Origin of the sequence: Maricaulis sp. W15 (assembly GCF_001924955.1) — a bacterium.
GTDB classification, from domain to species: domain Bacteria; phylum Pseudomonadota; class Alphaproteobacteria; order Caulobacterales; family Maricaulaceae; genus Maricaulis; species Maricaulis maris.
Genome location: NZ_LQXG01000008.1, coordinates 1 through 13345 on the forward strand (window position 1 = coordinate 1; position 13345 = coordinate 13345).

10 protein-coding genes are annotated in these 13345 nt (G+C 58.8%); 5 read left to right on the forward strand and 5 right to left on the reverse strand.

Going from position 1 to position 13345, the window contains the following annotated elements:
* The first annotated feature begins 727 nt into the window (after positions 1–727).
* The 4 genes from AWH62_RS05105 to AWH62_RS05120 are packed head-to-tail and all read left to right on the forward strand — an operon-like array spanning position 728 to position 3853.
* A complete protein-coding gene (locus AWH62_RS05105) occupies positions 728–988 on the forward strand; it encodes a hypothetical protein (RefSeq protein ID WP_075189419.1) in 261 nt (86 codons plus the stop codon).
* Positions 985–2337: a class I adenylate-forming enzyme family protein gene (locus tag AWH62_RS05110; RefSeq protein ID WP_075189420.1), complete on the forward strand. Its 1353-nt coding sequence runs from the start codon at positions 985–987 to the stop codon at positions 2335–2337. Before AWH62_RS05105 ends, AWH62_RS05110 begins: the two co-directional genes overlap by 4 nt.
* Positions 2334–3053 (forward strand): SDR family NAD(P)-dependent oxidoreductase, encoded by a 720-nt coding sequence (locus tag AWH62_RS05115; RefSeq protein WP_075189421.1) that lies wholly within the window; start codon positions 2334–2336, stop codon positions 3051–3053. The genes AWH62_RS05110 and AWH62_RS05115 overlap by 4 nt, the downstream gene beginning before the upstream one ends.
* Positions 3054–3097: 44 nt before the next feature.
* Positions 3098–3853: a hypothetical protein gene (locus AWH62_RS05120; protein ID WP_075189422.1), complete on the forward strand. Its 756-nt coding sequence runs from the start codon at positions 3098–3100 to the stop codon at positions 3851–3853.
* Positions 3854–3934: 81 nt separating this feature from the next.
* On the opposite strand, the gene AWH62_RS05125 is transcribed toward AWH62_RS05120, so the two are convergent.
* The 3 genes from AWH62_RS05125 to AWH62_RS05135 form a co-directional block, all read right to left on the reverse strand.
* Complete coding sequence (locus AWH62_RS05125; RefSeq protein ID WP_158025568.1) at positions 3935–5077, reverse strand: glycosyltransferase family 2 protein; 1143 nt, start codon at positions 5075–5077, stop codon at positions 3935–3937.
* Positions 5047–5307: a DegT/DnrJ/EryC1/StrS family aminotransferase gene (locus tag AWH62_RS17240; RefSeq protein WP_075189423.1), complete on the reverse strand. Its 261-nt coding sequence runs from the start codon at positions 5305–5307 to the stop codon at positions 5047–5049. The genes AWH62_RS05125 and AWH62_RS17240 overlap by 31 nt, the downstream gene beginning before the upstream one ends.
* A 457-nt stretch (positions 5308–5764) precedes the next feature.
* Positions 5765–7156, reverse strand: coding sequence for an alpha-amylase family glycosyl hydrolase (locus tag AWH62_RS05135; RefSeq protein ID WP_075189424.1), 1392 nt, complete (start codon positions 7154–7156; stop codon positions 5765–5767).
* Positions 7157–7378: 222 nt separating this feature from the next.
* Here AWH62_RS05135 and AWH62_RS05140 point away from each other — a divergent pair, with 222 nt between their 5' ends.
* Complete coding sequence (locus tag AWH62_RS05140; protein WP_075189425.1) at positions 7379–8896, forward strand: tryptophan halogenase family protein; 1518 nt, start codon at positions 7379–7381, stop codon at positions 8894–8896.
* On the opposite strand, the gene AWH62_RS05145 is transcribed toward AWH62_RS05140, so the two are convergent.
* Positions 8893–10407: a tryptophan halogenase family protein gene (locus AWH62_RS05145; protein WP_075189426.1), complete on the reverse strand. Its 1515-nt coding sequence runs from the start codon at positions 10405–10407 to the stop codon at positions 8893–8895. The two genes, AWH62_RS05140 and AWH62_RS05145, sit on opposite strands and share 4 nt — an antisense overlap.
* Positions 10408–10548: 141 nt before the next feature.
* Entirely contained in the window at positions 10549–13314 is a 2766-nt protein-coding gene (locus AWH62_RS05150; RefSeq protein WP_075189427.1) for a TonB-dependent receptor, read from the reverse strand.
* Positions 13315–13345 lie beyond the last annotated feature (31 nt).

The window sequence follows — 13345 nt, forward strand, 5'->3', positions numbered from 1 at the left end:
ATAATCGCCCACTCCGTATCGCTCAAATCAAAACGGGCCATGAGCCAACTCCTTTCAAGGAGCTTGAATCACGACCCGCCAGACTTGGGAATCCCGTTTATGGGTACAGAACCTAGGACCACCGATACATTGCGGGAGAATTCTCGAGTCAGCTTCGTCAAGCTAGAGCATCATCCAGACGGATTGAATCGGCCGGGGGCATCGTGCCCAAACTCTGATTCAGACTGTCCGCCAGATGAGGAGGTCGGCGGATATGTCGAAGGCGCCACCTGTTGATATTCACAGCCGTGTTGTCGCGGCGGGGAAAAGCGGGCGCGAGCCGCTGGCGTCACCTCGATCGCTCCGTTCGTGCTGTCTGGTCCGATTCGCCGGGACGCTTTCGAAGCTTATGTCGAACCGGTCACCGCTCCCCAGCCGTCTCGGCAGATCCATCTTCCGATTCTCTGGGTGAATTTGTTTTCTGGCTTCGGTCTCCCGTCGCTTTGATGCGGCAGGATAGTAGAATAACCCTACCTCGCGGCATTGAAGGATTGCGCTACTCCAACCAAGTGCGTTAAAAATTGTCGTACACACGGCTCAAGAATGGTTTGCCCTTTTTGCTCGACGCCCTTGCGAACGAAAGAGCGTAACACGGCGTTGCAAACGCGATGCCTGTTGCGTTTTATTGGCCGCCTTCGATACTGAGTGTCCGACAGCTTACCAGGTTATAAACAACGAGATCGCGTCAATGACCAAAGATGAACTCAACAAAAAAATCTGCACAGTTTTTGGCGAGGTGTATGAACAGCAAGAAGGAAGCCTGGCGCCTGAATTGGAAGCCAAAACGGTGCTTATGGAGACCGGTTTGGACTCCCTAGGATTCGCGATTCTTGTGACAGCACTTGAAGAAAATTTGGGTTATGATCCGTTCAGCCTTTCGGATGAGGCCTACTATCCGGTGACCTTTGGTGATTTCGTAGACTTTTATTTCAAGAGTCAGCCCGAATGACGCTCAAGGGCTGCCTTGCTGCACTGAATTCCGAGCGACTGCTTTTGAGAACTCCCGAGCGCTCTATCAGCGTTGCGGAGCTACTCTCTTATCCAGATGTCGAGGCATTAGCTGGGCTTCGAGTAGCTCTCTGCTTCAAATCTGCTGAACAAGCCATGCAGGCTATTGTCGCACTGGACGGCGTCGCGCAGCAGATTGTTTTCCTTTCAGCATACTCTGATGACAAAGATTTGGGCGCGTTGATTACCCAATCTGAATGCGATCTTGTCCTGACCGATCTCGGAGTACGCCTTAACGCGATCACGGATACTCCGGTCGCCGACTCTCTGGATCAGGTCGCGGAGCTCGACCTCGATACGCGGTCCGACCTTTGTGCGAGCCGATGGGTGATGACCACGTCTGGCACGACAGGTAATCCCAAGCTCGTCGGGCATACGTTTGAGAGCTTGACGCGATCTACCAAATCAGACCCGGAACGTGGTGCAACGCAGCGGTGGGGAATGCTCTATGAGTATTCAAGGTTCGCAGGAATGCAGGTTGTGCTGCAGTCAATGATCTCCGGTGCTTGCCTGCTTCTGCCGGCGAGCGGATCTGGCCTCGCTGAACAGATTGCGTTTTTTGCGGACAGTGGGTGCACTCATGTGAGTGCCACGCCCACACTATGGCGAAAGATACTCATGACACCAGGTCATGAGCGGCTCGATCTCAGACAAATCACCCTGGGTGGCGAGATCGCGGATGACCGGATCCTGCTCAGCCTGTGCAACACCTTCCCGCAAGCCCGGGTTACCCATATTTTCGCGTCGACGGAAGCCGGTGTCGGATTTGCGGTTTCCGATCGACGCGGCGGATTCCCGGCGAGTTTCCTCACGGACCCGCCGGCAGGGATCGGAATTCGAGTTGTCGACGGACGTCTGTTCATTCGAAATTCGCAGGTCGCCCCACGATATATCGGCACGGACACCAGTTTTGCCAAAGATGGATGGGTCGATACCGGCGATGCTGTTGAGCTGCGCGAGGACCGTATTCTATTCTTGGGGCGGGCTAGCGGCGTGATCAATGTTGGCGGCGACAAGGTTCATCCTGAAGAGATCGAGAGTTTGTTGTTAGCGCATCCCAATGTTTCCGCCGCCCGGGTGTACTCGAAATCCAACCCCATCATGGGTGCGCTGGTTGCCGCCGATCTTGTACCTGTCGATTTGCAGGACAAGACGCCATCTCAGCTGAAGGCTGAAATCAAGTCCTTCATAGCCGAGCGTACTGAACGTCACAAGGTTCCCGCTTTCATCTCGCTCGTCGAAGGGTTTGATGCAAATGCTGCGGGCAAGATGCTGCGAGTGAAGCAATGAAGAATATTCTGTTGACGGGTGCGGCCCGAGGTTTGGGTCTGGCGATTGCTGAGCGGCTGGCCGCGTCCGGCGAGTATCGAGTTATTGGAATCGGGCGCACGCTCTCAGATGAATATCTGTCGCTGATGGATTCAAATGCCAGCCTATCATTTTACTCATTTGATCTCAATGACTTGGACGAAATATCAGGACTTGTGAGCTCGATCACCTCCGATTATGGTGCGCTCTATGGTGTGGTGAATAACGCCGGTATCGGACTCGACGGCGTTCTGGCGACTCAGCACAATAGCGAGATCTCGCGCGTCCTCAGGGTGAACCTGGAAGCTGCAATCTTGATGACCAAATATGGTTGCCGTTCCATGCTAAGGCATAGAACGGGGCGTATTGTGAATATCTCATCCATTATTGCCTCAACTGGATTTAGCGGTCTGGCCGCATATGCGGCTTCTAAAGCCGGGTTGGAGGGTTTCACGCGCTCATTATCCCGGGAGCTCGGGCGCGCGCGTATCACCGTGAACTGTGTCGCGCCGGGGTATATGGAAACAGATATGACGACCGGATTGGATGACGCCAAAATGGCTTCAATCCGTCGTCGTGCACCGCTTGGATTGCCGTTGGTGGAGGACGCTGCCGGTGCGGTTGCCTACCTGCTCTCCGAAGACGCAGCTCGTGTCACCGGTACAATTCTGACCGTCGATGGCGGAAGTACAGCCTAGGCGAATGCCAGGCTATCTCCGTTTGGGTTGTGGGGAAAAGTCATATGAACGCGCTTTCCATTTCGGCTACACCATGGGACGAGAGGCCATTAGGGTTGCGCACCGCCGAGTTTAAACATGCTCCGATCGAACCCGGTCAAAAGTGTGATTGGCTCGGCATCCAGAATACAGAGGTGGCCGGACGTCTTCCCGATGTGATCTATGGCCGGTTGCCGGCAGATGACATCGAGGCGCTAGCAGCTGCGCAACACGCCGGCTTCCATTTTGTGGAATGCTCGATGGATCTGGCATTGAAACTCAATAATGCTTGGTCGCCACCGAAATACGCCTCAAAGCCTTTGAGTATCGAGCCTGCCAAATCGGCCGACATCGAAGCTGTCGAGGAGTTGGCCGCGTCCATGTTCGAGTATGGCCGGTTTGCGGAAGATCCAGTCTTCGCGCGCGAAAAAGTCGCTTTACGGCAGCGCAGTATGGTCCGGGACCTGCACAAGCAGGGGGCTAGCGTCCATGTTACGCGCGCTAATGGTCAAGTCGCTGGCTTTATGATCTCGAAGCGAGATACTGCTGTCGCGACATCGCAGCTTATTCTAGGTGGTGTTGATCCGAACTTTCGGATGCTGACCTATCGTTTTTGGGCAACCTGCCTCGAAAGTCAGCGTTCTACGGGGAGCACGCTCGTAACAACCCGCGTTTCGGCCGCAAATGTTCCGGTCCTCAATCTGTATAGCGCGTTCGGATTCTCGGTGACCTCGACACTGTGGGGCGTTCGCTGGCTTCGGCGAGGCGCCAAGAGCGAGTAGAGATATCGTGGACTGACACCTATCGGAGCCGAATGCCAGGGCTCGAAACTGTGCCTTCCAAGTCAAGACGGCGGCGTGATCTCAGCGTATTCCATATTCTGAGCACACTATTTTATCGACAATGAAGATTGGCCGATCCTTGGTCTCCGCAAGAGCCTGACCGACGTACAAACCGACAAAACTGATGAGGAAAATCTGGACCCCACCGAGGAACGTCATCAGTATCGCCAGTGATGCGTAGCCTGGCACCTCGGTGCCCAGAATGACCGCGCTGAAAAATGTATAAACACCAAACAAAACCGCCATTGCGCTGACGGCCGATCCGATACCGGCCGCGAGCCATAGGGGCTTCTCGGAGTAGGCGACGATGGTCTCGATGCCCAGTCGAGCGAGCTTGATGAAGTTGTAGCTCGATTGGCCAACAGCGCGCTCATCGCGAGCTATCTTCACGAAAGCCTTCGAAAAACCGAGCTGGCTCATAATCGCGGGGAAAAGGCGCAATTGTTCCGGGTATTCGCGGTAGGCATGTGCGACGCGGTCAGAGAATATCCTGAAATTTCCCACTTTTGCGGAGACTTCCAGTCCGGATGCCCAGCGCAGAACTCCATTGAAGAGCGCTGACCCCAAATTGCGTCCGGCGCCTAGTCCCGAGCTGATACGTTCAGCAATGACAATGTCGTCGTCGCCCTCTAATGCTACCGAATGCAGCTCGGCTATCGCCTCTGGCGGGTCTTGCAGGTCGCAATCCATTACCACGTACCAGCGAGCATTAGCATGCGCCATCCCGGCCGAGATCGCTGCGTGTTGACCAAAATTCCGGCTTAGTCTGACTCCAGATACACGTGCGTCACGGCGGGCCTGAGCTGTGATCAGGGGCCAGGACCCATCTGGGCTCCGATCGTCGACGAGGATGATTTCATACTCGTCCGTGATAGCGCCCAATGTAGCATGCAGCCGTTGACACATTTCATCCACAAAGGCCTCGCCCTTGTAGAATGGCACGATCACGGCGATCTCGGCCCGGTAAGCGGGGGCTTCATGGGCTTGAACATGTGGAGCAGCAAGTCTGGTCGGGCGCTGAGACAAATCGATTTCCTCAAAACTCTCGGATTTCGTTGCGACGGATCCACGTGCAATATTTGGCCGCATATCGCGGCGTGTAACCGCTTGCAATACAGGGCTGCCCGCAAGCGTCAGGACTGTGACAAGATTTTCAGGGCGCAACTTATAATTCGATCCTGATCGTCTTTGACGTTAAAATACACTGGCAATCTCACTAGTCGGTCGCTGAGCTGATTAGTATGAGTCATTGAGCCGACAAAACGCCCATACTTTTTTCCAGCCTCCGCGGTGTGCAGTGACGCATAGTGAAAAGGCGTCATGATGTCTGCTTCACGCATTGATGCGATGAAGGCGGATCGCTCATCTAGGTCATTTAGCAACATGTAGAACATGTGCCCGTTGGCTTCGCATTGCTCGGGCACCACCGGCAAGCAGACTCTCTTGTTTGCAGCTCAATCCGCAAGTTGTGGTGACGGATCGGTTGAAGTGCTACAAAGACACGATGAAACGGATCGGCAATGCCGGTCTCCAGGGCCTTGGGCATGGCTCAACAGCCGCGCCGAAAACTCCCGTCCGCCCTTCAGGCGAAGGGGCGGGCGACGGGCGGATTTCAGAGTGCTGAGACCCGGCAGAAGATCGTTTCGGCCCAATCATCCGTCCAAAGCCACTTTAGCCACGAACGTCACCCAACCGCAGAGCGGCATTCAAGGAGAGCGGCTCCGTCGCCTTGGCCAAATGGCGCCAGCGTGCGGCCTGATCCAGGTTTCAATCCCGTCAATCGAGACCGATCCGGTTTCGTCTGACGCCATCCGCCGTCCGGCGCCCGATCAACCGTGAGGGCAGGCGAGGCTATTCATCGATTGCGATAAAGACGCGACCTTCCCATGGTTCGAGCTCCAGCATGGTGTCGGCCTCAAAACGGATCGACTCGCCGGTTTGCCAATCGCGATACAAGCCCTGGTGCGGCCCCTCGTGCAGCACGGTTTGAACCGGAGCAGCGCTGAAATTGATGGCTGTCAGAACAGCATTTCTGCTGTCCTGCCTCAGGAAGCTGAAGACAGAGCTTTCGTGTGAGTTCTGGATGTTTTGCATCGGTGCGCCGGCGGCTCCGGCCCAAAGCGCGCTGTTCGCGTGCCGCAGGTCAACAAGGTCGCGGAACAAGGCATTCAATGGATGCTCGCGCCACTCGATCGGATCACGTTGGAAGAAGGCGAGGCGGTCCTGATTGCCGGCCTCTTGGCCGTTATAGATCAGGGGGATGCCGGACCCGGTGAAGGAGAGGATGATTGCTGCCTCCAGCGCGTCGCCGAAGCGCTCGAATTGCGTGCCCTCCCATGAGTTCTGATCATGGTTGGACGTGTAGCGCATGCGGTAGGCGTCGCGCGGCCAGCTATTGGCTTCTTCGTAGAAATAGTGACCACGCAGGGCGCCGGCATCGGCATGGCCCATCGCAACGTCATGCATTGTATTGTTCCAGGTCCAGGCATAGGTGGCGTCGAAGGCATCGCGATGAAGGTCGCGTTGTTCCCACTCGGCGAGCATGAACACCGGACGGATTGCGTCGAGTTCGGCGCGCACCCGCTCCCAAAAATCGATCGGGACGAAGCCGGCGACGTCGCAGCGGAAGCCGTCAAATCCGACCTCGCGAACCCAGAAGGCCATGCTTTCGGCCATGTAGTCCCGCAGGTCCGCATTGCCATAGTCGAAGTCGGCAACGTCGCTCCAGTCCGTGCCGGTCGGCGGCTGCATGTCGCCGCGCCAATCGCGGGAATACCAATCAGGATGGGCCTCAATGAGTGGATTGTCCCAAGCCGAATGATTGGCGACCCAATCGAGAATGACATGGAAGCCAAGTTCATGGGCCGCATCGATAAAGGCGCGCATGTCCTCCATCGTGCCAAGCTCTGGGTTGACTGCGCGGTAATCGCTGATCGAGTAGGGGCTGCCCAATTCGCCCTTGCGCTCAGCGACGCCGATCGGCTGCACCGGCATCAGCCAAAGGATATCAACGCCCAACTCTGCGAGGCGAGGCAGTTCGGCCTCAGCCGCAGCGATCGAGCCCTCACTCGTGAACTGACGCAGATTGATCTGGTAGAGCACTGCGTCATGGCTCCAGTCCGGGTGCTCGACGCGAACCAGCTCACTGTCGCGGGTTTCCGGTGGCACCGTCTGGGCGAGACTTGCCGAGGCGCTGGCAAGGCCAATGAGGCTGGCGGCCAATGCGGTGCGAAATGCGGACATGTGATCTCTCCCGTAGCAGGCGGGCAATATGCGGTGGAATTGCATAAAATTGCAATGTCGATGTGGCGTCGTAATTTGTGCTTTGTATCGCGAAATGGGAAGGGTTCATGGTGCGGTGCATCATAAATTTGGCATGTTTTGCAGGCCAATGGATATCGACAAGCCTGACCAAAGTCGGCCAAGCTGGCGCCTTGTTCCCGATCCAGATGAGGGCCGAGCTCAATGCCATCCCAATCCTTTGAACAAGAGAGCGGCTTGCCACGGATTGCCATCATCGGCGGCGGGTCGGCTGGCTGGATGGCGGCTGCCGCGATTATCAAAGCAACCAAGGGAGCGGCATCGGTCACGCTGGTTGAATCTGAACAGATCGGTGTCGTCGGTGTCGGGGAGGCGACCATCCCCCCGATCAAGCTGTTCAACCAGATGCTGGGTATCGACGAGAATGAGTTCGTGCGTGAGACCCAGGGCTCGTTCAAGCTGGGCATTGAATTCGTCGACTGGTCCCGCAGGGGGCAGCGCTATTTTCATCCGTTCGGAACCCATGGCCGGGACTTTGATTCCGTACCGCTTTACCAGTACTGGCTGCGGGAACGTCGGCGCGGCGACGAAACGCCGCTTGATGCTTACTCCATGGCCTGGGTGGTCGCGCGCGAGAACCGGTTTTCGCCTCCTGCCCGCGACCCGCGTCTCGTCCAGTCGACCTTCGACTACGCCTACCATTTCGACACCATTCTCTATGGTCAGTTCCTGCGGCGATATTCCGAGGCGCGCGGCGTGGATCGTGAGGAAGGGCGGGTTGTGGAGACCCGCCTGTCCGAAACCGGTGATGTCGCTGCGGTCGTCATGGAAGACGGGCGCGCGATCGAGGCTGACTTCTTCATTGATTGCACGGGCTTCTTCGGTCTGTTGATCGAGCAGGCCCTCAAAACCGGCTATGAAGACTGGACCCATTGGTTGCCCTGCGACCGCGCGATGGCCGTACCCAGCGAGACCGCAGGAGATTTCACCCCCTACACCCGGTCGACAGCGCGCGAGGCCGGGTGGCAATGGCGCATCCCGCTGCAGCACCGCACCGGCAATGGCCATGTCTATGCCAGCCAGTTTATCACTGACGACGAGGCCAGCGATACGCTTCTGGCCAATCTCGACGGCAAGCCGCTGGCCGATCCGCGACCGCTTCGTTTCACCACCGGCCGCCGCCGCAAATTCTGGAACCGCAATGTGGTGGCCCTGGGTCTGTCTGCCGGTTTCATGGAGCCGCTGGAATCCACCAGTCTTCACCTGATCCAGACGGGAATAAACCGCCTGCTCGCCCTGTTCCCCGGCACAGGGGATAACCGCCTTGAAGCGGCCGAGTTCAACCGGCTGACCGGCGAGGAATATGAGCGCATCCGCGACTTCCTCATTCTCCACTATCATGCGACGACCCGGGATGATGCGCCGCTTTGGCGTTACACGGCCAATATGGACATTCCCGACAGCCTGGCTTGGAGAATGGAGCATTTTCGCGCCACGGGACGTCTCGTCTCGCCCGGCACCGAACTCTTTCTCAACCCGTCCTGGATGGCCGTTTATGCAGGTCAGGAGATTGAGCCCGCGGGGCTGGATCCGTTGGTTGTGGGCAGTCAGGTCGATGGTGCCGAGCGCCTGGCCGGGTTGCGTCGGGTCATGGCGGAGGCGGTGGCGCCGGTGCCGGATCACCGTGCCTATATCGAGCGCTTTTGCAAGGCTGACGCCTAGCGGTCCATCGCCGCCGGGCAATGCTTGGCAAGAAAGTCCGAATGTGTCGGTAGTGTTGCGGCGGCTTGGCCAACGATCTTCTGGATGTTGCCAAGGAAGTCGCTGAGCTGGCCCGCCGCCAGGGCGTCGGCCATTGGGTGATAGCCTTTCGGATTCACGCCCTGGCCCAGCATGACCTGAAGCCAGCTGGAGTCGGTGAACAGGTCTTCCTCGCGATGATAGAGGCGACCATTGGCGCGGAACAGGTCGAGCTTGGCGCTCAGCGTGTCGGGCACGGACATCGCGGCGCAATCCTGCCAGAAGTCGGAATCGGTCCGCTCATTGAGGTGGTAGTGCAGGATGATGAAGTCGCGCACGCGTTCATATTCGAGCGCCATCTGACGATTGTATTCATCGCGGTCAGCCGCCGCGAGATCACCATCCGGGAACAGGGCGATCAACCGGCTGATGCCAGACTGGACGAGGTGGATCGAGGTGGACTCCAGGGGTTCAAGAAAGCCGGATGCCAGGCCCAGGGCTACGACATTGCGATTCCAGAACTGCTTGCGCCGACCGGTCACAAACCGGATCACGCGGGGCTCGGCCAGCGCCTCTCCCTCCAGATTGGCCAGCAGCGTTTCGGTTGCCGCCGCCTCGCTCATATGGGCGCTGGAAAAGACATGGCCATTGCCGGTGCGGTGCTGCAGCGGGATACGCCATTGCCAGCCAGCCTTGTGGGCAATCGCCTGGGTGTAGGGGCGGATCGGCGCCTGTGCATTCGAGCTGGGAACCGGGATGGCCCGGTCGCAGGGCAACCAATGGGTCCAGTCGTCATAGCCGGTCTTGAGGGCTTGCTCGATCAGCAGGCCTCTGAAACCCGAGCAGTCGATGAAGAGGTCGGCCTCCAGGGTGCGACCGTCCCTCAGCCGTACGGCGGTAACATGGCCGCTTTCCGGGTCCATGATCGTGTCGTCGATCAGGCCTTCAACCCGGATGACGTCGCGCTGTTCGGCATAGTCGCGCAGGAATTTCCCGTAAAGCGAGGCATCGAAATGATAGGCATAGGCGATCCCGGACAGCGGGGAATTGCCAACTTTCTCGAGCGGGGCAAAGCGCATCTGGCGCGCAGCTGCGGTGTTCAGGCAGTAGTCCCAAAGGCTTTCGCTCGCGCCTCCGGCTCGGGCGCGCAGCCAGTAGTGATGGAAGGGAACTTGCTGCAGGTTGAGGCCGATCGACCCGAAATTGTGGAGGTAGGCCTCGCCTTGCCGGCGCCAGTTGATGAATTCAATGCCCAGCTTGAAGGAACCGTTGGTGCGCGCCACGAATTCGCGCTCATCAATGCAGAGCACGGAATTGAGGTGTTTGATCTGCGGGATGGTCGCCTCGCCGACACCGACGGTGCCGATCTGTTCGGATTCGACCAGTTGTATCTTGATCGTTTCACCGAGAAAGCGTGACAGCGCGGCCGCTGCCATCCAGCCCGCCGTGCCGCCGCCGACAATCAGGACAGATTTGATGCGATTGGGTGTCATGCGGACTGACCTCGATCTTGCGTTCTGAGCCCGGACCGGGGCGCAGGCAAGCAGCAGTCTGCCGCTCCGACCCGCAAAGAAAAACCCCTGCCTGCACGAGGCAGGCAGGGGCAAAAGGGGTGCGCTTCGGGAAGGAAGCGGCTATCGACGCCAGCTGAAGCCGACGAGATAAGTGGCACCATACTGCTGGTAGTCCTTCACCTGACGGGGGTCGTCATTGAGGAAGGTCACAAAGGCCTCGTCAGTCAGATTATTGCCCTGCGCAAAGATCGACAGACCATCAAGCGGACCCGGTCCGAACTCATATCCGATCTGTGCATCAATGACCGATTCCGCTTCAACATTGCGGAATTCGCGATTGGCACCGAAGCCGGTAACTTCGCCGAGGAATTCAGACCGCCAGCGGTTCGAGACCCGGGCTTCGAAGCCGCCGCGCTCATAATAGACTGTCAGGTTGCCGACATTCTCCGACAGGCCGGGAATGGCAATTGGTGCTTGGTTGGGATCCGGTTGGACTTCACTTTCCGTGTAGGAGTAGCTGGCCAACAGGCCGAAACCGCCCAGCCAGGGCGCGACGGCGTCGCCCGGGATGTTGGTCGCCACTTCGATGCCGCGGATATAGCCGCCATCCGTGTTGACGGGCTCGTAGAGGATGCCGGTCGTGACCTGCGGATTGGCCGCAATGAAGGCCGAGTCGAAGAGTGCGTTGGCAGCGTCCGTCATGTCGATCTGGCGTGCCGAGGAACCGAACACGTAGTTGTCGATATCCTTGTTGAAGATCGCCGCCGAGATGTAACCCCCACCGTCAGCGAAATAATGCTCGATCGACAGGTCCAGGGCGTCGGCAGTCACCGGACGCAAGCGCGGAGAGCCACCGGACACGGTCAGGCAGGACTGGCCACCGGCGAGGTCGTAATTGGCGCCGTTGAAGGCCGGGTTCCCGGTGCCGTCGTCGGTGGTGCAGACTTGGGTGTTGATGCCGATTTCCTGCGATGCCCGCAGTTCGTCCATGCGCGGGCGCGCCATGGTGCGGGCCGCGCCGACACGGATGAAGGTGTTCTCAGCGACTTCAAACGAGAAGTTCGCGCTCGGCAGAATGTGCGAGTAGCTATCTTCCTCGGAATAGCTGAGCAGGGCGCCCTGACCGGCTCGCGGGCCGGTGGATGACTGCTCGGTATGCACGATCTGGAGGCCGAAATTGCCGCGCACCGGGGTGTCGCCGAGGACCGAGTCCACATTGGCTTGCAGATAACCGATGACCTGCTGCTCCTCGACATCCCAGGACTTTGTGAGGACGTCGGCATTGAGGTTCGGCCGCAGCGCGTAGACACCGCTGTTCAGCATCGCGAGCGGATCATAGCTCACCATGCCAGTGATACCGATGAAGTCGAGGCTGGTCGGCTCGAGCAGCAGATCGCCCGGGATCGCGGTGGTGTTGGTCGCACCCGGATTGGCCAGGTCGATGAAATCTTCGTCCGAGCGCTTGGATTTCTCGCGGTCCGTGACGTAGACACCAACTTCGACGCTGGAGAAGAAGCCTTGCGAAATTTCGCGCTCTGCTTCGACGCGCAGTGCCGTCAGCGTATCCTCGGTGGACGGGCGCTTGATGAAGCCAACCTGCCCCCAACCCTGCGGGTCAGTGAGCAGCATCAGGCTCGGATCGGCATAATCGAGGCTGGAACCGAAGACGAAACCGCCGCTACCGCCGACTTCAAATGCCAGCGTGTCTGACGCGCCATTGCCGAAGCCCGCGCCGGTGCCGGCGTAGGATTCATAGTCGGTGTCATCGCGCTCGACGCTTGAATAAGAGAGGTCGACCGTGCCGACCCATTGGTCATTCAGGCGCTGCTCGTGATTAATGCCAAAGGACATGACATCGGCTTCGCGGAAGCGGGTGTCATTGCGGACAACGCCCTGGACGTCGGAGAAAGTGCCGGCTGTGACGAGGCCGTCCTCAACCGTATAGCCAGGCTGCAAGGTCGCGCCGCCCCAGGCCAACGGCAGCTCGATTCCACGCAGGATGCCGGTGTCTTCGAACTGGGAGTAGAAGGCGTCAATCGTGGTGTGGGTATTGGCGTTCGGCTCGAACTCCAACGTGCCGACAAAGGCGGTCCGCTCAAGTTGGCGGCTCTCGACATACGGCTTTGCGCCACCAAGCAGGAGGTCGCCCGCACCGACGGTCGGATAACCCCACGCGTCCCAGCGCTCACTCTGCGTCGGAGAGGATTGTGTGGCGAAACCGATGGCCAGGCCGATCGTGTCGTCGGCAAACTGGTCGATATAGAAGCCGGTGACGCGGTGGCCGCTGTCTTCCGAACCGGCGTTCAGGGCGCCATACTGGTTCCACTCATAGCGACCGGAAATGGCAATCGTCTGCTCGTCATTGTCGAGCGGGCGCACGGTGCGAAGATCGGCAGTCCCGGCCAGCCCCTGGCCGACCAGCTGGGCGTCCGGGGTCTTGTAAACAACGACGGAGCTGAGCAGTTCCGACGGATACTGGTCGAATTCAACGCCACGGTTGTCGCCGGCCGTGACCTGTTCGCGACCATTGAGCAGGGCCGTGGTGAAGTCCGGCCCGAGGCCGCGCACGGAGATTACCTGGGCGCGACCGCGAAGGCGTTGCGCTGCGAGGCCCGGCAGGCGTGCCAGCGACTCGGCAATCGAATTGTCAGGCAGGCGGCCGATGTCTTCAGCGGAAATGGCTTCGACGATCGACGTCGATTCGCGCTTCACGGCGATCGAGTTCTCGATGGCGCTGCGGAAGCCCGTGACGGTAATGACGTCGCTGGCGTCCCCGTCGGTCTCGTCCTGGGCAGAGGCCGGCGCGGCCAAGGCCGTCGACAGGGCCAGTGTGGAAGCCGCGCTGGCCATGAGCCAGCCACGACGCGTGGTGCGTTGATTGATCATTTAGTCCTCCCTCCGGCGTGTCGACACGAAG